Annotated in this window: 26 protein-coding genes; 14 read left to right on the forward strand and 12 right to left on the reverse strand. The window is 71.2% G+C overall.

Annotated features, from left to right (window positions below):
- Positions 1-76: 76 nt before the first annotated feature.
- The 3 genes from ASF75_RS05240 to ASF75_RS05250 all read left to right on the forward strand — a co-directional run bounded on the left by ASF75_RS05240 (position 77) and on the right by ASF75_RS05250 (position 2,477).
- Positions 77-862 carry an SDR family oxidoreductase gene (locus tag ASF75_RS05240; RefSeq protein WP_056069376.1) on the forward strand — a complete coding sequence of 262 codons (786 nt, stop codon included), beginning with the start codon at positions 77-79 and terminating at the stop codon, positions 860-862.
- 68 nt (positions 863-930) lie between these two features.
- On the forward strand, positions 931-1,800 hold the full coding sequence (locus tag ASF75_RS05245) for a VOC family protein (protein ID WP_056069378.1): 870 nt from the start codon (positions 931-933) through the stop codon (positions 1,798-1,800).
- Between the two features lie 110 nt (positions 1,801-1,910).
- Positions 1,911-2,477 carry a GNAT family N-acetyltransferase gene (locus tag ASF75_RS05250; RefSeq protein WP_056069381.1) on the forward strand — a complete coding sequence of 189 codons (567 nt, stop codon included), beginning with the start codon at positions 1,911-1,913 and terminating at the stop codon, positions 2,475-2,477.
- A gap of 74 nt (positions 2,478-2,551) precedes the next feature.
- Here the strand turns inward: ASF75_RS05250 and ASF75_RS05255 are convergent, their stop codons facing one another.
- Positions 2,552-4,069: a catalase gene (locus ASF75_RS05255; protein ID WP_042539102.1), complete on the reverse strand. Its 1,518-nt coding sequence runs from the start codon at positions 4,067-4,069 to the stop codon at positions 2,552-2,554.
- Positions 4,070-4,163: 94 nt separating this feature from the next.
- Complete coding sequence (locus tag ASF75_RS05260) at positions 4,164-4,610, reverse strand: Fur family transcriptional regulator (protein ID WP_017886267.1); 447 nt, start codon at positions 4,608-4,610, stop codon at positions 4,164-4,166.
- 169 nt (positions 4,611-4,779) lie between these two features.
- On the opposite strand from ASF75_RS05260, the gene ASF75_RS05265 reads away from it, so the two are divergent.
- Positions 4,780-6,093, forward strand: a complete 1,314-nt coding sequence (locus tag ASF75_RS05265) for an acyltransferase family protein (protein WP_017886268.1) — start codon at positions 4,780-4,782, stop codon at positions 6,091-6,093.
- 166 nt (positions 6,094-6,259) lie between these two features.
- Positions 6,260-7,081, forward strand: a complete 822-nt coding sequence (locus ASF75_RS05270; protein WP_056069385.1) for a cytochrome c oxidase assembly protein — start codon at positions 6,260-6,262, stop codon at positions 7,079-7,081.
- 103 nt (positions 7,082-7,184) lie between these two features.
- On the opposite strand, the gene ASF75_RS05275 is transcribed toward ASF75_RS05270, so the two are convergent.
- Together ASF75_RS05275 and ASF75_RS05280 are read right to left on the reverse strand one after the other, a co-directional pair.
- Entirely contained in the window at positions 7,185-8,729 is a 1,545-nt protein-coding gene (locus tag ASF75_RS05275) for a DHA2 family efflux MFS transporter permease subunit (RefSeq protein WP_056069388.1), read from the reverse strand.
- The gene (locus ASF75_RS05280; protein WP_056069391.1) at positions 8,726-9,334 is read right to left on the reverse strand and encodes a PadR family transcriptional regulator; all 609 of its coding nucleotides are present in this window, start codon (positions 9,332-9,334) and stop codon (positions 8,726-8,728) included. The genes ASF75_RS05275 and ASF75_RS05280 overlap by 4 nt, the downstream gene beginning before the upstream one ends.
- Before the next feature lie 178 nt (positions 9,335-9,512).
- Between ASF75_RS05280 and purS the strand changes: the two genes are divergently transcribed.
- Genes purS through ASF75_RS05300 form a run of 4 tightly spaced genes read left to right on the forward strand, consistent with a single transcriptional unit; the run spans position 9,513 to position 13,798 of the window.
- Positions 9,513-9,764, forward strand: a complete 252-nt coding sequence (gene purS / locus ASF75_RS05285; protein ID WP_017886272.1) for a phosphoribosylformylglycinamidine synthase subunit PurS — start codon at positions 9,513-9,515, stop codon at positions 9,762-9,764.
- 5 nt (positions 9,765-9,769) lie between these two features.
- Positions 9,770-10,465 (forward strand): phosphoribosylformylglycinamidine synthase subunit PurQ, encoded by a 696-nt coding sequence (gene purQ / locus ASF75_RS05290; RefSeq protein ID WP_031259320.1) that lies wholly within the window; start codon positions 9,770-9,772, stop codon positions 10,463-10,465.
- Positions 10,466-10,482: 17 nt separating this feature from the next.
- Positions 10,483-12,864 carry a phosphoribosylformylglycinamidine synthase subunit PurL gene (purL, locus tag ASF75_RS05295; RefSeq protein ID WP_235517536.1) on the forward strand — a complete coding sequence of 794 codons (2,382 nt, stop codon included), beginning with the start codon at positions 10,483-10,485 and terminating at the stop codon, positions 12,862-12,864.
- Between the two features lie 13 nt (positions 12,865-12,877).
- Positions 12,878-13,798, forward strand: a complete 921-nt coding sequence (locus ASF75_RS05300; protein WP_056069397.1) for a 2-hydroxyacid dehydrogenase — start codon at positions 12,878-12,880, stop codon at positions 13,796-13,798.
- Between the two features lie 321 nt (positions 13,799-14,119).
- On the opposite strand, the gene ASF75_RS05305 is transcribed toward ASF75_RS05300, so the two are convergent.
- Together ASF75_RS05305 and ASF75_RS05310 are read right to left on the reverse strand one after the other, a co-directional pair.
- Positions 14,120-15,208 carry a lactonase family protein gene (locus ASF75_RS05305; protein WP_056069400.1) on the reverse strand — a complete coding sequence of 363 codons (1,089 nt, stop codon included), beginning with the start codon at positions 15,206-15,208 and terminating at the stop codon, positions 14,120-14,122.
- Positions 15,205-15,540 (reverse strand): chorismate mutase, encoded by a 336-nt coding sequence (locus tag ASF75_RS05310; protein WP_017886277.1) that lies wholly within the window; start codon positions 15,538-15,540, stop codon positions 15,205-15,207. Before ASF75_RS05310 ends, ASF75_RS05305 begins: the two co-directional genes overlap by 4 nt.
- Positions 15,541-15,600: 60 nt before the next feature.
- Here ASF75_RS05310 and ASF75_RS05315 point away from each other — a divergent pair, with 60 nt between their 5' ends.
- Entirely contained in the window at positions 15,601-16,005 is a 405-nt protein-coding gene (locus tag ASF75_RS05315; protein WP_017886278.1) for a DUF1304 domain-containing protein, read from the forward strand.
- Positions 16,006-16,091: 86 nt separating this feature from the next.
- On the opposite strand, the gene ASF75_RS05320 is transcribed toward ASF75_RS05315, so the two are convergent.
- A complete protein-coding gene (locus tag ASF75_RS05320) occupies positions 16,092-17,099 on the reverse strand; it encodes an iron-siderophore ABC transporter substrate-binding protein (RefSeq protein ID WP_056069403.1) in 1,008 nt (335 codons plus the stop codon).
- Positions 17,100-17,157: 58 nt separating this feature from the next.
- Here ASF75_RS05320 and ASF75_RS05325 point away from each other — a divergent pair, with 58 nt between their 5' ends.
- Entirely contained in the window at positions 17,158-18,024 is an 867-nt protein-coding gene (locus tag ASF75_RS05325) for a shikimate dehydrogenase family protein (RefSeq protein ID WP_082509515.1), read from the forward strand.
- Positions 18,025-18,044: 20 nt separating this feature from the next.
- On the opposite strand, the gene ASF75_RS05330 is transcribed toward ASF75_RS05325, so the two are convergent.
- Genes ASF75_RS05330 through ASF75_RS05340 form a run of 3 tightly spaced genes read right to left on the reverse strand, consistent with a single transcriptional unit; the run spans position 18,045 to position 19,855 of the window.
- On the reverse strand, positions 18,045-18,998 hold the full coding sequence (locus ASF75_RS05330; protein WP_056069407.1) for an SDR family NAD(P)-dependent oxidoreductase: 954 nt from the start codon (positions 18,996-18,998) through the stop codon (positions 18,045-18,047).
- 34 nt (positions 18,999-19,032) lie between these two features.
- Positions 19,033-19,419, reverse strand: coding sequence for a YchJ family protein (locus ASF75_RS05335; RefSeq protein ID WP_056069410.1), 387 nt, complete (start codon positions 19,417-19,419; stop codon positions 19,033-19,035).
- A gap of 10 nt (positions 19,420-19,429) precedes the next feature.
- Positions 19,430-19,855 carry an organic hydroperoxide resistance protein gene (locus tag ASF75_RS05340; protein ID WP_017886283.1) on the reverse strand — a complete coding sequence of 142 codons (426 nt, stop codon included), beginning with the start codon at positions 19,853-19,855 and terminating at the stop codon, positions 19,430-19,432.
- Between the two features lie 254 nt (positions 19,856-20,109).
- On the opposite strand from ASF75_RS05340, the gene ASF75_RS05345 reads away from it, so the two are divergent.
- The 3 genes from ASF75_RS05345 to ASF75_RS05355 are packed head-to-tail and all read left to right on the forward strand — an operon-like array spanning position 20,110 to position 22,219.
- Positions 20,110-20,805 carry a hypothetical protein gene (locus ASF75_RS05345; RefSeq protein WP_056069413.1) on the forward strand — a complete coding sequence of 232 codons (696 nt, stop codon included), beginning with the start codon at positions 20,110-20,112 and terminating at the stop codon, positions 20,803-20,805.
- A 3-nt stretch (positions 20,806-20,808) separates the two neighbouring features.
- Positions 20,809-21,438: a hypothetical protein gene (locus ASF75_RS05350; RefSeq protein WP_056069415.1), complete on the forward strand. Its 630-nt coding sequence runs from the start codon at positions 20,809-20,811 to the stop codon at positions 21,436-21,438.
- A 49-nt stretch (positions 21,439-21,487) separates the two neighbouring features.
- Positions 21,488-22,219, forward strand: coding sequence for an SOS response-associated peptidase (locus ASF75_RS05355; protein WP_040419122.1), 732 nt, complete (start codon positions 21,488-21,490; stop codon positions 22,217-22,219).
- Between the two features lie 103 nt (positions 22,220-22,322).
- Here the strand turns inward: ASF75_RS05355 and ASF75_RS05360 are convergent, their stop codons facing one another.
- A complete protein-coding gene (locus ASF75_RS05360) occupies positions 22,323-22,652 on the reverse strand; it encodes a hypothetical protein (protein WP_231564075.1) in 330 nt (109 codons plus the stop codon).
- Positions 22,653-22,753: 101 nt separating this feature from the next.
- Entirely contained in the window at positions 22,754-23,083 is a 330-nt protein-coding gene (locus ASF75_RS05365) for a hypothetical protein (protein WP_056069418.1), read from the reverse strand.
- Positions 23,084-23,218: the final 135 nt, after the last annotated feature.

Consider the following 23,218-nt stretch of genomic DNA (forward strand, 5'->3'; position numbering starts at 1 on the left):
CGATGGCCACACGGGTGGCCGGTTCCGGCAGACTGGGTGCCGATCGGCGCGACGGAGCGCCGGACAGGAGGCACGGATGACGTCCGCACGACCACTCGCCCTGGTGACCGGCGTGGGCCGCAGAGCCGGCATCGGCGCGGCACTCGCGACCCGACTGGCAACAGACGGATGGGACCTCGCCATCTCGTGGTGGGGGCCCTACGACGACCGCGTGAGCGGCGGGGCGGACCCGGACGGGGTCGAGTCGGTGGTGCAGGAGTGCGAGGCGGCGGGAGCACGGGTGACGCGCCTCCCGGTCGACCTGGAGGACCCGGAGCAGGCGGCCGCACTCGTCGGCCGCGCCGAGACGGAAGCCGGCGCCCCCGTCTCCGCCCTCGTCATGTCGCACTGCGAGTCCGTCGACTCCGACTTCCGCACCACGACCGTCGAGTCGTGGGACCGCCACTTCGCCGTGAACGCGCGCGCACCGTTCCTGCTCGTGCAGGCCTACGCGGCCGGGCTCGAGCGCGCCGGTGACGCCGCCCCGCGCGACCGACGCCGGATCGTCGCACTGACGAGCGACCACGTCGCGTACAACCTGCCGTACGGGGCGTCGAAGGGGGCGCTCGACCGGATCGTGTTCGGTGCCGCGAAGGAGCTCGGCAGCCTCGGGGTCAGCGCCAACGTGGTGAACCCCGGGCCGAACGACACCGGCTGGATGTCCGACGAGGTCAAGGGGTGGGCCGTCGAGGGCACGCCGCTCGGCCGGCTCGGACGCCCGTCGGACACCGCGGCGCTCGTCGGGTTCCTCTGCTCGGAGCAGGGTGCGTGGGTGAACGGCCAGCTGCTGAAGTCGGACGGCGGGATCTCGAACAGCGCTTGACGCACCGGATTGGTTGACGCGTCATCGAATTGGTTGACGCGTCAACCAAATGGGCGCACACTTGGTGCATGCAAACGCACGAACTCCTCGCCGCCGACACCGGGATGGGCGCCGTCACACTCCGCGTCGCGGACCTGGACGCGATGATCCGGTACTACCGCGACGGCGTCCGGCTGTCGCTGCTCTCCCACGACGGCGGCGTCGCCGTGCTGGGTCGCGGCAGCACGCCGATCGTGATCCTCGAGCACGCCCCCGCGATGCAGCACGCCGGCCCGCGCGAGGCCGGACTGTTCCACACGGCGATCCTGTTCGACACCCGGGCCGACCTGGCCGCCGCGCTGTACTCGGTCGCCACGCAGTACCCGGCGTCCTTCACCGGCAGCGCCGACCACCTGGTGAGCAACGCGTTCTACTTCACCGACCCCGAGGGCAACGGCGTCGAGCTGTACTGGGACCGCGACCGCACCGAGTGGTCGTGGACGCACGGCGTGATCGACATGGACACGAAGTACGTCGACCCGAACGCGTTCCTGCAGTCCCACCTGACCGAGGACGCCCTGGACACCGCCGCGGCACGCCCGGGCAAGGTCGGCCACGTGCACCTGTCCGTCGGCGACGTCGCCACCGCGCGCTCGTTCTACGTCGACACGCTCGGCTTCGAGACCACCGCGGGGTTCGGCGAGGCGCTGTTCGTCAGCGCCGGCGGCTACCACCACCACATGGCGATGAACACCTGGAACTCCCGCGGCGCCGGGCGACGACAGCAGGCCCTCGGGCTGGGCCTCGTCCGCATCGAGGTCCCCGCCGTCGACGACCTCGGCGCGCTGACCGAACGCATGCGGCACGGCGGCGTGGAACTCGCCGACGACGGCCGGACCGTGGCGTTCGACGACCCCTGGGCGAACCGCATCGAGGTGACGACGCCCGGTCGCGGCTGATGTGTCGCGACACTCCGCGCTGACCGACACCCCACGCCCGCCCGGACCCGCGAGGTGTCGCCCAGCGCGAAACCTCCCCACACCGGCCGCCGGACCGGCAGGATGGACCCGTGACTGACGACATCCGGTGGGAGGTGGTCGAGGAGAGCACGCTGTCGCTCCCCGACCACGAAGCGATCGCGGCGCTGCTCGGGCAGGCCTTCCCCGACTGGTCGCACTGGTACGTGGGCGGCCGGAGCTGGTCCGGCATGCAGCCGGAACGCCGCGTGCTCGCGCACAACGCCGACGGGGTCGTCCTGGCCCACGTCGGCATCCGCCGCATGTTCGTCACCGTCGGCGGGCAGGACGTCCTGGTCGGCGACACCGGCCTGGTCGCCGTGTCACCCCGGCTGCAGGGCACCGGCGTCGGCCGGGAGCTCATGACCCGGACCCACGCGGTCCTCGACGGACTGCAGGTGCCGTACGGGTTCCTCGGGGCCGGTGAGGACCGGATCCCCTTCTACGCGAAGCTCGGCTGGCACGAGTTCCCCGAGGCCGTCGGCACCTTCTCGGCGTTCACCGCCGAGGGCGCCGGCGTCAGCAACACCGAACAGGGCGGCTGGATGGCGCTGCCGGTGGCAGCGCAGCTCGAGGACTGGCCGACGGGCCCGATCTGGCTGAACGGCCAGCAGGTCTAGCCGCAACGACCGACGGACGGGAGGCCCGGTACCAGCTGGTACCGGGCCTCCCGTCCGCTCGTTGCGGCCTGGGCTTACGCCTCGACCGCGACCTTCTCGGGGTTCTCGTTCGAGCCGGGCGCGCTCGGCGCGACCGCGGCGCGCACGCGCGCACCCAGGTCGGCGTCGACGTTCGTCCAGTAGGCGAACACGCGCTCGCGCAGGTCGTCGCGCGTCACCTTCGAGACGTGACCGGCGATGTTGCCGACCAGGCGCTCACGGGCGGCGTCGTCCAGGACCTCGCGGACGAGCGTGCCGGCCTGACCGAAGTCGTCGTCCTCCGGGTGCAGGGTCGCGGCGGAACGCTGCAGCGCGCCGTCGGACTCCCAGCCCGGGGCGTCGTCGGTCGCGGTCGGGTCGGCGTGCGCACCACCGAGGGAGTTCGGCGCGTACACCGGCACCTCGGACTTCTGGAAGTCGAAGCGCATGCCGCCGTCCTTCGAGTACGAGTGGACCTCGTTCTTCGGGGCGTTCACGGGCAGCTGGGCGTGGTTCGTGCCGACGCGGTAGCGGTGGGCGTCCGCGTAGCTGAAGATGCGCGCGAGGAGCATCTTGTCGGGGCTCGCCGCGATGCCGGGCACGAAGTTCGAGGGGGCGAAGGTCGCCTGCTCGATCTGCGCGAAGTAGTTCTCCGGGTTGCGGTTGAGCTCCATCGTGCCGACCTCGATGAGCGGGTAGTCCGCGTGCGGCCACACCTTCGTCAGGTCGAACGGGTTGAAGCGGTAGGTCGCGGCGTCCTCGTAGGGCATGACCTGCACCTTGAGGGTCCAGCGCGGGAAGTCCTGACGCTCGATCGCGGCGTGCAGGTCACGGATGTGGAAGTCCGCGTCCTCACCGGCGATGCGGTCGGCGTCCTCCTGCGTCAGGGTCTTGTGGCCCTGCTCGGTGATGAAGTGGTACTTCACCCAGAAGCGCTCGCCGTCGGCGTTGATCCACTGGTAGGTGTGCGAGCCGAAGCCGTCCATCTCACGCCAGCTCGCCGGCAGACCGCGGTCGCCCATCAGCCACGTGACCTGGTGCGCCGACTCGGGCGACAGGGTCCAGAAGTCCCACTGCATGTCGTGGTCGCGCAGGTGCGAGCCGGGCAGACGCTTCTGCGAACGGATGAAGTCCGGGAACTTGATGCCGTCGCGGATGAAGAACACCGGGGTGTTGTTGCCGACGAGGTCGTAGTTGCCCTCGGACGTGTAGAACTTCAGCGCGAAGCCGCGGGGGTCGCGCCAGGTGTCGGGCGAGCCCTGCTCACCGGCGACGCTCGAGAACCGGGCGAGCATCTCGGTGGTCTGCCCTGGCTGCAGGAACGCGGCACGGGTGAAGCGCGAGACGTCCTGCGTGACGGTGAAGGTACCGAAGGCGCCGCCGCCCTTGGCGTGCACGACACGCTCCGGGATGCGCTCACGGTTGAACTGGGCGAGCTTCTCGACCAGGTAGTGGTCGTGCAGCGCGAGGGGGCCGTCGGCCCCGACGCCCATCGAGTGCTCGTCGCTCGAGACGGGTGCGCCGCTGTTGGTCGTGGTGGTCGGGGTGCCGGTCGGCGTGTTCTGGTCGGACACGGTTCCTCCTGGGGTGGGACTTGGTTCGGTCAGGGGTGCTCGGGTGGCTCGGGGTCCGGCGCGTCGTGGCGCCGGTGCGGTGGGGCGGTCGCCGTCAGGCGGGCGTGGGGGCGTCTGCGTCGTCGCGCTCTGCCGCTGCGCAGCGGTCGCAGATGCCCCAGTAGGTGACCTCGGCGGTGGTGACCGCGAAGCCGTGGGTCTCGGACGGTGTCAGGCAGGGCGAGTGGCCGACCGCGCAGTCGACGTCCTCGATCGCGCCGCACAGCGTGCAGACGATGTGGTGGTGGTTGTCACCGGTCCGGCGCTCGTAGCGCGCGGGGCTGCCTGCCGGTTCGATGCGGCGGACGAGCCCGACGCCGGTCAGGGCGTTCAGCACCCCGTAGACCGCCTGGTGACTGGTGGTCGGCAGCTCGGCGGCGAGTGCCACGACGATGTCGTCCGCGGTGGCGTGCGGCATCGAGTCCGTCGCGCGGAGCACGGCGAGGCGCGGGGTCGTGACCCGGAGCCCCGACGTGCGGAGCAGATCGGCGTCGGCATCCATGCTGAGCCTTTCTTTTGCAGGAATCAAGACAACACGTCCACTGTACACGAGCTGTTGCTGCTGGCCAGCGAGGTGACGCATGCCGCTACCGGAATACGAAGTGTCACGATCCGGTCGCGATCAGCTGGAACGACACTGGACCGACCGTTCCGCACGCTAACGTCCGGACATGTCCACGAGCCAAGGTCTGCCTGAACAGGCGAACAGCAGTGCGGACGTCCGGGGGATCATCGCGAAGCGGGACCTGGTCGTCGACCTCATCCGGACGGCCTGCGTCGTCCTCGTCGTCATCGTGCACGTCACGATGGTCGGCGTCGCCGCCGATGCCCAGGGGGTGCGGGTGACGAGCCCGCTGCAGGAACTCCCCTGGTACGTCGCCGCCACCTGGGTCGGGCAGGTGATGCCGCTGTTCTTCGTGGTCGGCGGGTTCGCGAGCGCCGTCGGCTGGCGCAGCACCGTCGCCCGTGGTGCGCCGAGCCCCGCCCGCGACTACCTGGCCACCCGCCTGGTGCGGCTGTTCCGGCCCGCGGTGCCGCTCTTCGTGTTCCTCGCGCTCGGGCTCGGGGTCGCGACGGCCGCGGGCACGCCGCCGGAGCTGCTGGCCGAGGTCGCGTTCGGCATCGGGTCGCCGCTCTGGTTCCTGGCCGCCTACGGCATCACCCAGTGCTGCGTCCCCGTGATGATGCGCCTGCACGAGCGAGCACCCTGGGCCACCCTCGCCGTGCTGCTCGTGCTCGCCGCAGTGGTCGACGCCGTCCGCCTGGCCACCGGGGTCGCCGAGGTCGGGCTGCTCAACCTGGGACCGGTGTGGCTCTTCGCGCAGCAGCTCGGGTTCCTCTGGGCCGACGGGTGGTTCGCGCGCCGATCGAAGGTGCTCCTGCTGGCCATCGCGGTCGCCGCCTACGCCGTGCTCGTGCCGATGACCTCGGTCGGGCTGTGGGCGCCGGACATGCTGCAGGACCTGAACCCGCCGATGCTGCCGCTGGCGTTCCTGGCGATCGCGCAGGCGTGCCTGGTCCAGCTCGTGCACGCGCCGCTCACCCGGCTGATGCGCACCCGTGCCGCGCTCGGGGCCGTGTTCGTGCTCGGCCGCGACGGCATGACGATCTACCTGTGGCACCTGCCGCTGTTCATCGCGCTGAACGGCATCGCCCTGCTCGTCGGGGTGCCGTTCCCGGCGCCTGGCTCCGGCCCGTGGTGGGCGTCCCGGATCGTCGCGCTGGTCGTGGTGCTCGCCGTCGCCCTCGGGGTGGCACGTGCCCTGCGCTGGTTCGACCGGCCGCTCCCCCGCCTGCTGCCGTCGGCGGACCGTCCGGCCTGGCCGGTCGTCGCCGTCGCGGCCCTCTGCACCATCGGCCCGGCGTTCCTCGTGATGCAGCTGCACCTGTCGTTCGGTGTCGCGCTCGTCGGAGCCGTGGCCGTTCCGGTGGGCGTCTGGCTGCTGTCGCGGACCGTCCCGGCACGCGGAGTCGCCCGGATCTGAACCGGTTCTCACCGTCCCGGGGGCACGCCGGACCCCCGGCGCACCCCGGGCGGACGGAGGATGGCTCCGGCGGAACGACGGACGAGTCCGCCTGATCCCCAGGAGGCTCCCCACGCCGTCGACACCCGAGTTCTGGAGCACCTGGCGGTTCGACCCCCTGGCGGCGGTGCTCCTCGTCGTCGCCGCGCTCGCCTACGGCCGCTGGGTCGTCGGAGCGGTCCGACGAGGTGCCCGGTGGCCGTGGTGGCGCACGCTCGCCTTCGTCACGGCGCTCGTGCTGTTCGGCGTCCTGCAGTTCGGCATCGTCGGCGTCGACGACGAGCGGTTGCGCTGGGCGTTCGTCCTGCGCGCCGCCCTGCTGTTCTTCGCGGTCCCCACCTTCGCCGCGCTCGGTGCGCCCGTCGCACTGCTCCGGATCGGAGGCCCGGATCGCCTCGCGCAGGCCGCCGACGCCGTCATGGGGTCACGTCCGGTGCGTCTGCTCGGCAACGCGATCGTCGCCCCGCTGGTCGCGCTGGCGCTGTTCGCCGTCCTGCTCACCCCGTTCTCGAGCGTGATCCGGGAGTCCCCCGTCTGGGCCGCCGTCATCACCGTGACCGTGCCGGCGCTCGGGTTCGGCCTGCTCGCCCCGCTGTCCGAGGTCGGTGTACTCGTCTCGTCGACGTTCGCCACGGCCGAGTTCCTGCTGGCGTTCGTCGAGCTCGTCGTCGACGCGGTGCCGGGCATCGTGCTGCGGATCACGAACCACGTGCTCGACGGGTCCCTCGTGCCCGTGGTCGGACGGGCCTGGTACCCGTCCCCGCTGCAGGACCAGCACCTGGCGGGCGACCTGCTGTGGTTCATCGCCGAGGTGGCGGACATCCCCGTGCTCGTCGCGCTGTTCATCCGGTGGCAGCGGACCGACCGCCGCGAGGCCCGGGACGTCGACGCCCTGACCGACGAGCAGATGGACGAGCTCACCCGGGCGCACCTGCAGCGCCGCAGCTGACGGGCGGGGGTGCGTCCCCGACACGAGTGAGCAGAAGAAGTCGAGTACCCGGAGGTGACTCGACTTCTTCTGCTCACTCGTTGGGCGCCGAAGCGCTCGTGCCCTACTTCGCCGGGGCCCCCGCGGGCTCGACGTCGGACTGCGTGGTGACCGAACCGGTCTGCTGCCAGGCGACGGTCTGCTTCGGCTTCGCCAGGAACAGCGCCGCGACGATGGCCACGACGAGCACGATCGCCGGCAGGTAGAGCGACTCACCCATGGCCGTGGAGAACGGCTCGAGCAGGAAGCCCGGCAGAGCGCCGACCTGCTGCTCCGCGCCACCGGCCGTGGCCCCACCGGACGACGCCGGGAAGTTCGCGGTGATCCGGGCCTCCATCAGGGCGGCGATGCCGGCGGAACCGAGCACCGCACCGATCTGCCGCGTGGTGTTGTAGACGCCCGAGCCGGCACCGGCCAGCTTCGGCGGCAGGTTGCGCGTCGCCGAGACGGACAGCGGCCCCCACATGCAGGCGTTGGCGAGCCCGAGGAGCGCGCTCGGCAGGAGCACCCAGCCCCACTCGGCGCCGCTCGTCAGCAGGGCACCGAACCAGAACAGGCCGACCGAGAAGCAGGCGAGCCCGAACGCGGCGACCCAGCGCGGGTTCCAGCGGTTGAGGTTCTTGCCGACGACCGGCGCGAGCGCGGCGGACAGCACGGCCTGCGGCACGAGGAGCAGTGCGGCCTGGGTCGGCGAGAAGCGCAGGACGTCCTGCGCCCACAGCATGATCGGCAGCGCGAACGAGGCGATCGCGACACCGACGGCCGTGATGGCGACGTTGGCCAGCGTGAAGTTGCGGTCCTTGAACAGACCGAGCGGCAGCAGCGGCTCGCCCTTCTGCACGCCCTGCCAGACCACGAAGCCGGCGAGCACCACGAGACCGACGATGATGAGCGACCACACCGAGATCGGACCGGCGATGACACCCCAGTCGTAGGTCTCGCCTTCCTGGATGCCGAACACGAGCAGGAACAGGCCCGCTGCGGACAGGAAGATGCCGAGGTAGTCGAACCGGTGCCCGTGCCGCTCGAACGACGGCACGAAGCGCTGCGCGAGCACGAACGCGACGACACCGACGGGGACGTTCACGAAGAAGATCCACTCCCAGCCGAAGCCGTCGACGAGCAGGCCGCCCACGATCGGGCCGACGAGCGAGGCGACACCGGCGACGGCGCCCCAGAGGCCCATCGCCGCGCCGCGGTTCTGCGGCGGGAAGATGCGGGTGATGACCGACATGGTCTGCGGGCTCATCATCGCGGCGCCGAGGCCCTGCACGACGCGGGCGACGATCAGCACCTCGATCGAGCCGGCCAGGCCGCACCACAGGCTGGCGAGCGTGAAGACCACGAGGCCGATCTGGTACATGACCTTCGGGCCGAAGCGGTCACCGAGCCGGCCGGTGATGAGCAGCGGCACGGCGTAGGCGAGCAGGTAGGCGCTCGTCACCCAGATCACGGAGTTGATGTCCGCGTCGAGCTCCTGGGCGATGGTGGGGGTGGCGACCGACACGATGGTCGAGTCGACGAGGATCATGAAGAACCCGACGACGAGTGCCCACAGGGCAGGCCACGGCTTCTTCTCGGTCGTCCGCGGAGGCGTGACGGTGGTCATCGAGTGGTTTCCTCGCTGTTCGTGGTGGTGTCTGCGGACGCGGCGTGGGCGTCCCAGGAGATGTGGCCGGCGGCGATCCGGTCGGCCGTGGCGGCGAGCCACTCGATCTGCGTCGTGAGCATCGCACGCACGTACGACACGTCGAGCCAGTACCGCTCGGGCAGGTCCTTCGCCCGGACGATCCCGAGGATCTCGTCCGCCTCGTCGCGCTGGGCCCGGAGTGCCGTGACCCGCGCCCGCAGCGCGGACTCGGCCTCGTCGACCGACAGGTTCTCGATCTCGGCGACGGCCAGGTGGAAGACGGGGTACTCCTCGGCCGGTTCGGCGATCAGCCGGACGAGCCCGTCGTGCAGGGCCGTCCACCCGTCGTCCGTGATGGCGTAGGTGGTGCGTTCCGGACGGTTGCCCGCCCGGTCGGTCCCCACGATCTCGGCGAGGCCGAGCTCCACCAGTCGGCCGACCTGGTGGTACAGGGTTCCGGGCCGGACCTTGACGTTCCGGCCGTCCCGGCGGTGCGTCATCGTCTGGAACATCTCGTAGGGATGCGTCGGCCCCTCGGCCAGGAGCCCGAGCGCGGCGAACGCGAGTGGCGTGAGCGACGGCACACGTGCCTCCAGTCCGCTTGTTCGTTGTTGACTATTCGACTTGGAATATACGCGTTGGAACAGACGTGAGCAACCGCACAGGAAGTGCCCGCCTGGAGGCCCGGGGCCGTCCCGGCGTGTCGCGTGCGCCCCGTAGACTGGTCGCGTCCCCCCACCCCTGAAGTGCTGGAGAGAACACGTGCCAACGATCGTCGTCGAGGTCATGCCCAAGGCCGAGATCCTCGACCCCCAGGGGAAGGCCGTGGGCAACGCCCTGGCCCGCCTCGGCAAGGCCGACCTGACCAACGTCCGCATCGGCAAGCGCTTCGAGGTGACCGTTGACGGCCCCGTCGACGACGCCAAGCTCGCCGAGGTCCGCGACATCGCAGCCGACGTCTTCTCCAACGCGGTCATCGAGGACGTCGTGTCCGTGACCGTGGAAGGCCAGTGACCCGGATGCGCATCGGCGTCATCACGTTCCCGGGCTCGCTCGACGACCGCGACGCCCAGCGCGCCGTCCGGCTCGCCGGCGCCGACCCCGTCGCCCTGTGGCACGGCGACCACGACCTGCAGGGTGTCGACGCGATCGTGCTGCCCGGCGGGTTCTCGTACGGCGACTACCTGCGTGCCGGCGCGATCGCCGCGAAGGCCCCGATCATGGCCGAGGTCATCGACGCCGCCGGCAAGGGCATGCCCGTGCTCGGCATCTGCAACGGGTTCCAGATGCTGGCCGAGGCCCGTCTGGTCCCCGGGGCACACACCCGCAACGCACATCAGCAGTTCATCCGTCGCGACCAGAAGCTCCGCGTCGAGACCACCGCGACCGCCTGGACCTCCGGCTTCAGCGCCCAGCAGGAGATCACCATCCCGCTGAAGAACGCCGACGGCCGCTTCGTCGCGGACGCCGACACCATCAAGCGCATCGAGGACAACGGCCAGGTCGTGTTCCGCTACCTCGGCGTGAACCCGAACGGCTCCATCGACGACATCGCCGGCGTCTCGAACGAGCGCGGCAACGTCGTCGGCCTGATGCCGCACCCCGAGCACGCGACCGAGGCCGGGTTCGGCCCGGACACCCCCGCCGCGATGGCCTCGGGCACCGACGGCCTGACCTTCTTCACCTCCGTGATCGAGCACGCGCTCGTCAAGTGACAGGGAACAACGACACCGTGACGACACACGTTCGCCCGAAGCCCGACACCGTGCAGGACGCGGCAGCAACCCCCGACAAGGAGCAGCCGTACGACGCGCTGGGCTTGAAGCCGGACGAGTACGCCCGCATCAAGGAGATCCTCGGCCGCCGCCCCACCTCGGGCGAGCTGGCGATGTACTCGGTGATGTGGAGCGAGCACTGCTCCTACAAGTCCTCGAAGAACTACCTGCGGCAGTTCGGCAAGAAGGTCACGCCGGAGATGACCAAGAACCTGATGGTCGGCATGGGCGAGAACGCCGGTGTCGTCGACGTCGGCAACGGCTGGGCGGTGACCTTCAAGGTCGAGTCGCACAACCACCCGTCCTACGTCGAGCCCTACCAGGGTGCGGCCACCGGCGTCGGCGGCATCGTCCGCGACATCATCTCGATGGGTGCCCGCCCCGTCGCCGTGATGGACCAGCTCCGCTTCGGCGCGATCGACCACGAGGACACCGCACGCGTCGTGCACGGGGTCGTCGGCGGCATCTCGTTCTACGGCAACTGCCTCGGCCTGCCGAACATCGGCGGCGAGACCTACTTCGACCCGGTGTACCAGGGCAACCCGCTGGTCAACGCCCTGGCCGTCGGCGTCCTGCGCCACGAGGACCTGCATCTGGCGAACGCCTCCGGTGCCGGCAACAAGGTCGTCCTGTTCGGGGCCCGCACCGGCGGCGACGGCATCGGCGGCGCATCGATCCTGGCGTCCGACACCTTCACCGAGGGCGGCCCGACCAAGCGCCCGGCCGTGCAGGTCGGCGACCCCTTCGCCGAGAAGGTCCTGATCGAGTGCTGCCTCGAGCTGTTCCAGAAGGACCTGGTCGAGGGCATCCAGGACCTCGGTGCGGCGGGCATCTCCTGCGCCACCTCGGAGCTCGCGAGCAACGGTGACGGCGGCATGCACATCTCGCTCGACGACGTCCTGCTCCGCGACCCCACGCTCACCGCCGAAGAGATCCTGATGTCGGAGAGCCAGGAACGCATGATGGCCGTCGTCCGCCCCGACAAGCTCGACGACTTCCTGAGCGTCGTCGGCAAGTGGGAGGTCGAGACCAGCGTGCTCGGCGAGGTCACCGGCACCGGCCGCCTGGTCATCGACTGGCAGGGCCAGGAGATCGTGAACGTCGACCCGCGCACCGTCGCCGTCGACGGCCCGGTCTACGACCGCCCGGTCGCCTACCCGACCTGGATCGACGCGCTGCAGGCCGACACGGCCGCCTCGCTCGACCGTCCGGCCGACGGCCCCGCGCTCAAGGCGCAGTTCCTGCAGCTGCTCGGTTCGCCGAACCTGGCGTCGAAGAACTGGGTCACGAACCAGTACGACACCTACGTGCTCGGCAACACCGCGCTGTCCTTCCCCGACGACGGCGGCATGATCCGCGTCGACGAGGAAACCGGGCTCGGCGTCGCGATCGCCACCGACGCCAACGGCCGCTACTGCCAGCTCGACCCGAAGCAGGGTGCCCGTCTGGCCCTCGCCGAGGCGTACCGGAACGTCGCCGTCACCGGTGCCGTTCCCGCTGCCGTCACCGACTGCCTGAACTTCGGCTCCCCCGAGAACCCCGAGGTCATGTGGCAGTTCTCCGAGGCGGTCGAGGGCCTGGCCGACGGCTGCATGGAGCTCGGCATCCCGGTCACCGGCGGCAACGTGTCGTTCTACAACCAGACCGGCTCGACCCCGATCCACCCGACGCCCGTCGTCGGCGTGCTCGGCATCATCGACGACGTCGCCAAGCGCGTGCCGTCGGGATGGCAGGACGACGGCCACAACATCTACCTGCTCGGCACCACGAGCCTGGAGCTCGACGGCTCCGCGTGGGCCGGTACCGTGCACGGCCACCTGGGCGGGCGTCCGCCGGCGGTCGACCTCGAGCGCGAGAAGGCCCTCGCCGAGCTGCTGTACGCGGCGTCCGGTGAGCAGCTGCTCACCAGCGCGCACGACCTGGCGGACGGCGGCCTCGGCCAGTCGCTCGCCGAGTCCGTGCTCCGCTTCGGCATCGGTGCCCGCGTGGTCCTCGACGAGCTCGAGACCCGTGACGGCATCGACACCGCAACGGCGCTGTTCTCCGAGTCGACCGGTCGCGTCATCGTGACCGTCCGGCGTGAGGACGACGTGCGGTTCCAGGGCATGTGCGCCGGCCGGGGCTTCCCGGTGCTGCGCATCGGCGTGACCGACGCGACGTCGAGCACGCTCGAGGTCCAGGGCGCGTTCGAGGCCACGGTCGACGAGCTGCGCGGCACCCACGCCGCGACGCTGCCGGCCCGCTTCGGCGACGTGATCGTCGAGGACGTCACCGAGGGGTACGTCGGCCGCGGGCCGCTCGACTCCGACGGTGCCTTCTCGCCGCGCACCGACGCCTAGGCCCGGTCCGCGGATGCCGATCGTCACCCTGCCGTTCGCCGAGCTCGTCGACCGGTTCGGCCCCGTGCCGGACGGCATCGAGCTGGACGTCTGGGACGTCGAGTCGCCGTACGGTCGCCCGGACGACGTCGCGATCACGTTCCTGCCGTTCTACTTCGCGGGGCGGCACCGCTGGCAGTTCGTGCACGACCTGCCCGAGCTCCAGCTGCTGCAGCTGCCGAGCGCCGGGTACGAGCACGCGATCCCGCACGTGCCCGGGCACGCGCAGCTGGCGAACGGTCGCGGCATCCACGACGACGAGACCGCCGAGCTCGCCGTCGGCCTGGCGCTGACCTCGCTCCGCGAGATCTCGGCGTTCCAGGTCGACCGGGCGAACGGCGTCTGGGACGCCCGCGAGACCCGATCGCTCGCCGACCGCCGGGTGACCGTCGTCGGCTACGGGGCGATCGGGTCCGCGATCGCCACCCGGTTCGAGGCCTTCCGCACCGAGGTGACGGTGGTCGCCCGGACCGCCCGCGACCAGGACGGCCGGCACGTGCACGCGTTCGGCGAGCTGCCCGACCTGGCCCTGACGACGGACGTGCTCGTGCTCATCGCCCCGCTCACCGCCGAGACCGAACGGCTGGTCGACGCGGAACTGCTCGCGGCGCTGCCGGACGGCGCCCTCGTGGTGAACGTGGCGCGCGGCAAGGTCGTCGACACCGATGCCCTGGTCGCCGAGCTGCGGTCGGAGCGGCTGTTCGCGGCGCTCGACGTCACCGACCCGGAACCCCTGCCCGACGGACACCCGCTGTGGACGACGCCGAACACCGTGCTCACCCCGCACGTCGGCGGCAACACCGACCTGAGCGTGCCGAGGTCGATCGAGCTCATGCGCAAGCAGGTCGCCGCGCTGGCCGAGGGTCGCCCCTTCGAGAACCTGATCGACTTCTAGCGCGCTGCGGTCCTAACACGCCGGCGTCTCGTCCCGTCTCGTCTCGTCCCGCTGCGGCATTGCGGCGTTGCGGCGTTGTCCAGACGCCGTCGTGTCGCTCCGACGCCGCAGTGTCGTCGAGACGCCGCCGAATTCGGGGGCGTCTCGACGACTTCGGGGCGTCACACGAACACGCCGGCGTCACGCAGGCACGCACGCACGAACACGCCGGCGTCACGCAGGCACGAACACGCCGGCGTCACGCAGGCACGAACACGCCGGCGTCACGCAGGCATGAACACGCCGGCGTCACGCAGGCTCGCACGCACGAACACGCCGGCGTCAGACGGGGACGATGCAGGTCGGGGTGGCGACCGGGATCTGCGCGACGGCTTCGCCGGGCATGCCGTCGGCGTCGAGCGGCAGCACGGCGACCGCGTCGGACATCTGGTTCGCGACCAGCACGAACCCGGGCACCCGCGCGAAGTGCCGCGGCCAGACCCCACCGCAGGGAACGGACCCGACGACGGAGAGCCCGCCGTCACGCGCGTCGAGCACCACGAGCAGGTCACGCCCACGCACGGCCACGTAGACACGGCCGGCGTCGTCGACCTCGATGTGGCTGAGCAGCGACTCCCCCACGGCACCGTCGAACACAGGCACTGCGGCGATCGTCACGAGCGACCCCGAGTCGTCGCGACGCAGCCGGTACACGCGGCCGTCGAGCTCACCGGCGACGAGCAGGTCGCCGTCGATCCAGGTCATGTGCCGCGGGCCGGCACCCGGTGCCACGTGGTGCACGCGGACCGCCTCGATGTCGGGGACCCCGTCGGCGGACACCGTGATGCGGAACTCGTGCAGGGCGTCGCCGCCCAGGTCGGCGACCAGGACCGTGCCGTCCGGGGTGGCGATCGACTGGTGCGCGTGCGGGCCGTCCTGGCGGTCCTCGTCGGGGCCGGTGACGTCGGGCAGCACGGCGACCTCGACCGCGTCGGCCGGCACCGAGCGCTGGTCGGCGTCACCGTGCAGCACCACACCGTCGCTCGCCGTCAGCGAGGCCGCGTGCGACTCGGCTGCCAGCAGGGAGATCGCCGTGACGGTGCCGGAGACGTAGTTCGTGACGACGAGCGCGCCCGAGGGGTCGACCCGGATGTGGCACGGGGCGTCTCCACCGGCGGGGGCGTCCCACAGGTGCTCGAGCGCGCCGCCCTGCAGCCGGAAGGCCGACACGGCGCCGTCGTTCGTCTCGGAGACCGCGTAGACCCGGTCACCCGAGACGGCCAGGAACGAGGGGTCGTCGAGCACCGCGACGGTCCGGGGCGCCGGAGTGGTTCCGGCCGGGCCGGCGTCGACCAGCGAGATGCCCGTGGCGTTCCCGCCGCCGGTCGCCGTGTACGACCCGATCAGCAGCGACGGCAGCTCGACGTTCATTCGTCGCGGCCCGCGATGCGCTCGTGGTGGTGGATGACCTCGGCGACGATGAAGTTGAGGAACTTCTCGGCGAAGGCGGGGTCGAGGTGGGAGTCGGTGGCGAGCGACCGGAGCCGGGCGACCTGGGTCCGTTCGCGGTCCGGGTCGGCAGCCGGCATGCCCGAGTCGGCCTTCAGGTGTCCCACGCGCTGCGTGTACTTGAAGCGTTCCGCGAGCATGTGGATCACGGCGGCGTCGATGTTGTCGATGCTCTGCCGGATGCTGCGGAGTTCGGCGACGGCGCTGGTTTCCGCGCTCGGTTCGGCCTCGGGCGGGGTGACCTCGTCGTTCATGGTCCGAGCCTACTGGCGGACGTGCAGCGGAACCCCGCCCGCGCCTGCGAGAATGTGCACATGTCGGTCCTGCTGGTGATCTCGGGCGTCTGTGCGGTCCTCGCGGGCCTCATCCACGTGTACATCTTCTTCCTCGAATCGGTCATCTGGACCAGTCCGCAAGCGCGCCGGATCTTCGGCATCGCTTCCGAGACCGAAGCCGTGGCGACCCGCTCGCTCGCCTTCAACCAGGGCTTCTACAACCTGTTCCTGGCGATCGGGGCCATCCTCGGCGTCGTGCTCGTGCTCGCGGGCAACACGGTGAGCGGCTGGACGCTCGTGGTGTTCTCCACCGCGAGCATGCTCGGGGCAGCGGTCGTCCTGATCGGCTCCGGCCGGAAGTACGTCAACTCCGCGTTCAAGCAGGGCACGCTCCCCCTGATCGCCCTGCTCTTCGCGCTGCTGGGGTCCACCGTCGGCGCCTAGTCCGTCCCCCCGAACTGCGAAAGCTACAGGGTGCCGCCGAACATCGGCGGCACCCTGTCGCTTTCGCGGTGGAGAAGCGCTCTGGGTCAGCCGAGCTTCTTCTCGAACTCCGCCGGCAGCTTGTCGAGCGCCCACTCGATCGCGGCCGTGGTGCCCATCGAGAACGCCGACGACACGTCCTTGTCGTCGAACACGATCGCGTGCCCGGCCTCGACCGACGGCACCTTCTGGAACAGCTTGTTCGATGAAGCCTCGGACGCGTCCACGTAGATCGGCAGGATCAGCGTCAGGTCGGCGTCGAGCAGGTCGAGGTTCTCGTCGGACAGGTGCACGGAGAACTCCTTGCCGGCCTGCTGGTCGATGGCCTTCGGGATCTCGAAGCCCAGGTTCCGCATGAAGGTCGAGCGGCTGTCGGTGGAGGCGTACGCCCCGAAGCCCTCGGAGCTGTAGGCACCGACGACGGCCGTCTTGCCCGCGAAGTCCGGGTGCGCCTTGCGTGCTGCGGCGTAGGCGTCGTCGAGGCCGGAGAGCAGCTTCTTGCCCTCGGACTCCTTGCCGAGCGCCTTCGCGATCATGGTCGTCTGCTGCTCGGTCGAGGCGAGGTAGTTCGCGCCGCCCTTCGGGATCGCCAGGGTGGGCGCGATCGCGGACAGCTTGTCGTACCGCTCCTTGTCGCCCGAGGACTTCACGTCGAGGATCAGGTCGGGGTTGAGCTTGAGGATGTCCTCGTAGCTCGGCTCGAGCGTCTGGATGATCTTCGGGGACTTGTCGTACGCACCCTTGAGCCACGGGCCGACACCGTCGTCACCGAAGGCGAGCCAGTCGCTCGCGCCGACCGGCTGCACACCGAGTTCGAGGGCGGTCTCGGCGTCGCCCCAGCCGAGCGCCACGACGCGCTTCGGTGCCGACTCGATGGTGGTGGTGCCGAGGCCGGTCGTGATCGAGACCGGGAACGCGGCGTCGGACGTCCCCGAGGACGCCGAGTCCGTCGAGGAGCCGGAGCCGGACGCGCAGCCGGCGAGGACGAGGGACGCGGCGACGACGGCGCCAGCCGCGGCGAGCACGCGTCGGAGACGCAAGGGGGAACGGTTCACGAAGGGTAGCCTAACCTAACGGGGTGCTCAAGAAAACGGCTGGCTAGGCTGGGTGACCGTGGCGTTCACCGAACCAGGCCGCACGCACCTCGCGGTGCTCGGCTCCCCCATCGCGCACTCGCTCTCGCCCACGCTCCACGCAGCGGCCTACGATGCGCTCGACCTGCCCTTCACGTACGGGAGGCACGAGGTCGCGTCCGGCGGGCTCGCCGCGTTCGTCGCGGGGCTGGGTCCGGAATGGCGTGGGTTGAGCCTCACGATGCCGCTCAAGCGCGAGGTGCTGCCGCTGCTCGACCGCACGACCCCGCTCGTCGACGAGCTCGGGGTCGCCAACACGGTCGCGTTCCGCCACGAGGGCTCCACGATCGTGCGAGCCGGCGCGAACACCGACGTCCAGGGCCTCGTCCGACCGGTCGAGGCGCTCGGACACCTGCCCGGTGAGGCCACGATCCTGGGCGGCGGCGCCACCGCGGCGAGTGCCCTGACCGCTGCCGTGCGGCTCGGCGCCTCGCTCGTGCGGGTGTTCGTCCGCGACACCGCGAAGACGCACCCGCTGGTCGACCTGGCCGTCCGGCTCGGGGTGACGCTCGAGGTCCACCCGTTGACCGAACTCACGGGCACCCACCACGGGTTCGTCCTGTCGACGCTGCCGGGCGCCGCCGCCGACGCGTTGGACGTCCGGCCGTCGGGACCAGACGCCGTCCTGTTCGACGTCGCCTACGAACCGTGGCCGACCGCGGTCGCCAGCCGCTGGACCGAGGCCGGGGGGCTGGTCCTGAACGGCCTCGACATGCTCACCGAGCAGGCGATCGGGCAGATCCGGTTCTTCCTGACCGGCGACGAGGACGAGCTGCTCCCCAACGAGGCCGGGGTCCGCCGGGCGATGCGCACCGCGGTCGACCTGCCCGCCGTCATCAGCGGTTAGCCGAACCGGGCAGCCCTCGGTCAGCCGCGGGACCGCGCCTCGGCATCGAGCAGCGCGACGGAGACGTCCCACAGCCGATCGGCCTGGTCGGGATCGAGCGCCCAGGGCAGCACGCCGTGCAGGCCGTCCTCGATCCGCTCCACCACCGCTGCTTCGTGGCAGTCCTCGAAGTAGCGACCCGTGACCCCGTCGAGTTCGGGTGCGGTGGCGAGCAGGACCGAGGTCGCGGCTCCCTGTTCCGGGGACTTCACGGCGTCGGCCGCGGCGAGCTTCGTGGCGGCCAGGACCGCCGGGTCCCAGTGCTTCTGCAGCCCGGTCCAGATCCCGCCGGGCATCAGGGCGTTCGCGGTGATGCCGTCGGCGGCCCACCGTCGGCCGGCAGCGACGGCGAACAGCACGTTGGCGGTCTTCGACTGCCCGTACGCGAGTCCGGGCTCGTAGCGACGTCGGCGGAAGAACAGGTCGTCGAACACGACGGGCGAACCCCCGTGTCCGCTCGACGACACGGAGACGATCCGTGCCGAACCCGAGGCGGCAAGGGCGTCGTGCAGCCCGAGCGCGAGGGCGAAGTGCCCCAGGTGGTTGGTCGCGAAGTGCGACTCCCACCCGGCGGGCGTGGACGACTCGGGCGCGTCCATGATGCCCGCGTTGGCGACGAGCACGTCGAGCGGCCCGGACCACGCCGCGGCGCAGGCCTCGACGGAGGCCGGCCGGTCCAGGTGCAGCTCGACGACGGCCGGTGCGTCCGTCCCCGTCGTCCGCGCGATGTCGTCCGCCACCCGTCGGCCGGCCTCGACGTCCCGCACCGCGAGCGTCACGCGGGCCCCGGCTCCGGCGAGTGCTCGGGCGGTCTCCACGCCGATGCCGGACGCAGCACCGGTGACGATCGCCGTGCGCCCCGTCAGGTCGAGGCCGTCGACGACCTCGGCGGCCGTGGTCCGTTCGCCGAAGCGAGTGAGGTCGCGTGCGGGCATGTGGGCTCCTGTCAGCTGGCGTGGTGCGGAGCCGTCAGGCGACGACCCCGTCCACGTAGAACCATCGTCCCTGCTCGCGGACGAAGTCGCTCGTCTCCTCGAGCGTGCCGCGCTCGTCGTCGGAACGCCACCACGCGCGGAACGTGACAGTGCCGTGGGAGTCGAACGGGCCTCCCGAGGTGGTCGCCAGCACGTCCAACCGTGTCCAGCGCTGGGACGCATCCAACTCGAGGCCCGCCGGACGCGTGCGCGGGTGCCAGGTGAGCAGCAGGTACTCCGGCAGGCCCAGCGCGAAGGCGCTGAAGCGCGAGCGCATGAGCCGTTCCGCGGTCGGCGCCACCGCCCCGGCGTGCAGGGGGCCGCAGCACTCGCCGTAGGGGTTGCCGCTCAGGCAGGGGCAGCGCGTCTCGTCTTGGACCACCGGCGGAACGCTAGTCGACGATGGACAGCGTGACCGTGATGTTGCCGCGGGTGGCGTTCGAGTACGGGCAGATCTCGTGCGCGCGCTCGGCCAGACGCTGCCGCTGCTCCTGCGGGGCGTTCGGGGCGTAGACGTCGAGCTCCACGGCGAGGCCGAAGCCCCCGTTGCCGATGCCGCCGATGCCGACCTCGGCGGAGACCTCGGCGCCGGTGGTGTCGAGCTCGAGCTCCTTGCCGGCGGCGTGCAGCGCACCGAGGAAGCACGCGGCGTACCCGGCGGCGAAGAGCTGCTCGGGGTTCGTGCCCTCGCCGCTGCCGCCCATCTCCTTGGGCGGACGGGTGTCGAGGTCGAGCCGGTCGTCCTCGCTGCGGACGTGCCCGTCGCGGCCGCCCCCGGTGGCGTGGGCAGCGGCGGTGTAGACGATGTCGAGACTCATGGTCCGAGGTCACCGTGCCCGCCTGGACGATCGCTGAGGGGCAGCACCACGTCGCGGGCGCGGGCGCTCCGGGCGGCGCGCGCTCGGGCGTGTCCGGGTGGGGAGGGTGCGGGCGCGGCCGGGGCGCAGGGCTCGGGACGCCGCGCATCGAGTGAGCAGAAGACGTCGAGTCCCCGCCAGCACCCGACGTCTTCTGCTCACTGAACGCAAAGCGCGCGCAGACACCCCGCACCAGCACCGGGTAGACATGATGAGTGTTCAAGATCGGGTGGCAGGTGTTCCGCGAGCGCCTCCCCGCACTCGTCGACGCCCGGCGCCGCCGCCGCATCCGGCTCGTCGGCAGCATCGCGGTGGTCGTGGCGTTCGTCGGGTTGGTGGTGCTCGGGCTGACGACGGACGCGTTCGACGCCACTCCGCTCCCGCCCGCCGGAAGGGTCGTCGTCGGCCTGCTCCTGTCCGTTGGCTTCGGGTGCCTCGCAGCCGCCTGCGTGCCGTCCGGGCCGAAGGGGTGGGCGATCGCGCCGATCCCGGGCATCGGGTGGCGCACGCAGGAGGCCGTTGCCCGGTACCACCGCAGGAACCCACCCCCGGTCGACCCGAAGCACCGCGACGCGGTCCTCGACCGGCTGCCGGAGACCCGCGACCTGCTCGTCCGCTCGGCGCTCGGCGGCCTCCTGCTCCTGACCGGGTGCGCGGCCACCCTGCTCGCCGTGGTGATCCTCGACGTCGCCGCGATCTCGGCCGACACCGGCTTGTCCCGCTTGCCGCTGTTCTGGTTCTTCCTCGGCATCACCGGCGCGACCACGGGCATCGGCGGTCTGCGCACCCTCGGTCGTCAGGAGCAGCTCCGCGTCGAGGCTGAAGCGCTCCCGCCGGTCCCTCCGCCCCTGCCACCGCGCGGCCGTCCCGGCGCACGGATCGGCAGCAAGCTCGCCCTGCCGGAGGAGTGAGCCGTGTTCACGCTCGGCTGGCAGGTCTTCCGTCGGCACGTCACGGACGTGCTCGATCCGGCACGCGTGCGACACGCCGCCGTGTGGTCCGGCGTCGCAGCGGTCGTCGCGCTGGTCGGCATGGCCGTCCTGGAGGCCCGGGTCGACTGGACGGGGACCACTCCGGTCCGCAGCGTGGTCGCGATGGTGCTGCTGGCGCTCGGCGTCGGGCTCCTGACGTTCGCGTGCATCCCGACGTGGCAGCCGCCGGACCCCTCGACGACGATCAACGGCCGGCAGGTGCGGCCCTCGTGGCAGCTCGCCGCGCGGGGTGCCACGCAGCTGTACGTGCAGCGTCGTCCGGTGCCGGTCCTGCCGGAGCACCGCGACATCGTCCGCACCGACACGGTCCTGCTGCGGCGGGGGCTGATCGGCATGCTCGCCCGCGTCGCACCGTTGCTCGGTTCGGGTCTCGTCGCCGCCCTCGGGGCGTTCGTCCTCGGGGCCGCCAGCGGTTTCCACGTGCTCGCGATCGCGGCGTACACAGTCGGGCTGTCGGAGTACTTCGTCCGCATCGGCCGCTCCGAACGAGCCCGCGTGGCCGCCGAGTCCCTCGAGCCCGCACCCGAGACGCCCGCACGCCCCACTTCGTGAGCAGGAACGGCACCGCACCGCTGTCGGCGGCGACGGGCACACTGGGCGCATGTGTGGAAGGTTCGTCGTCTCCGACACCACAGCCGATCTGTTGCCCGAGCTCATGGGCGAGCTCGCCGCCCGGACCGAGCACGTCGACCAGGACACCGGCGAGGTGCACCCCGGCCTCGCCCCGAGCTGGAACGTCGCCCCGACCGACCCCGTGTACGCCGTCCGCCAGCGCCACGGCGAACGCGAACTGCCGCAGATCAGCTGGGGCTTCGTGCCGAGCTGGGCGAAGGACTTCCAGAAGCAGCGCCCGAAACCGATCAACGCGCGCATCGAGACGGTCGCGACGAGCGGCATGTTCAAGCGGGCCTTCGCCACGAACCGCTGCATCGTCCCGGCGCAGGGCTACTACGAGTGGGTGGTGCGCGAGGACGGCAAGGAACCCCACTTCGTGCACGAACCCGGCGGCGCCCTGGCGATGGCCGGCGTCGTGAGCGCCTGGCCCGACCCCACGAAGCCCGAGGGCGACCCGGACAAGTGGCGGCTGTCGCTCGCGATCATCACCCGTGACGCCCACGTCGCTCCGGGCGAGGTCCACGACCGCATGCCGGCGTTCCTGACGCCCGACGGCTACGACGACTGGCTCGGCGGAGACCTGCACACCGACGACCTGCTGGCCCTGCTCGACCACGAGTCGCTGACGGTGGCCGCGGGACTTGCGCAGTACGAGGTCTCCCGCACGGTGAACAGCGTGCGGAACGACGGGCCGCAGCTCATCGAGCCCGTCGCGTAGGGTCGCGCCCCGCGCGGACAGGGCAGGGCTGGCACGCAGACGCGAAGAACCCCCGCCGGCATGCCGGCGGGGGTTCGAGGATCAGCGATCGGTCAGCAGCAGATCAAGCGGCGGGACGGATGACGTCCGGCAGCACCACGTGCAGGCGCTCGGTCAGTCGCGCCTTCGCTTCATCGAGGGAGCGGAAGTCCCCGACGTACTGGCCGAAGGTGTCGGCGACGAAGAAGTGGGTGCCCTGACGGTCGACGGTGCCGCCGTAGTAGCCGCCGTAGTTCGCGACCCACAGGCCGGTGTCGGCCTGCGCCCACGTGATGTGGACGGGGGCTGCCTGCACCGGAGCCACGACCTGGGCCTCGATCTCGGCGATGACCTCGATCGTCTGGGTGTCCAGGGTCACCTCGGCCTGCTGGCGGTGGGCGACGGTCGTGCTCATGGTGCTGCTCCTTCGTGCTGTGCTGCGTGCTGGGTGGCGCCGGTGGTTCCGGGTGGTGCGGGCGTCGCGGTCGACGCCGGGGGTCTTGGTGTCCGCCGTCGTCACTCGACCGGCCGGATGACCGGCGGGAGCATGACGTGCAGCTGGTCCTCGAGCTTGGTCTGTGCCTCTTCGAGGGAGGCGAACTCGCCCACGACGAGTCCGAAGGTGTCGGAAGCCACGTAGCGGTCGTCCCGCTTGTCGACGCTGCCGCCGAAGTACCCGCCGTAACCGGCGATCCACTCGCCCTGGTCTTCCTGCACCCAGGTGACCTTGGCGCGCTTCGGGCGCGAGGAGAGCTCTGCGTCGGCTTCGAGGATCGCGATGGTGTCCACGGTCTCGGTGTCGAGGGTGACCTCGGCCTGCGTCGCGTTGTTCACGGTGATGCTCATGTCGCTCTCCTTCACGATCCGGGGTACATCTGCTGACACCAGAACGCTACGAGAACAGCCGCGTGGATCGCCAGCGAGGCCCGTGGATTCACGGGTTCCGTCAATGCGACCCATCGGCCAGCCCCGGATTTCCGG

It is taken from the genome of Curtobacterium sp. Leaf154, from assembly GCF_001424595.1.
GTDB classification, from domain to species: domain Bacteria; phylum Actinomycetota; class Actinomycetes; order Actinomycetales; family Microbacteriaceae; genus Curtobacterium; species Curtobacterium poinsettiae.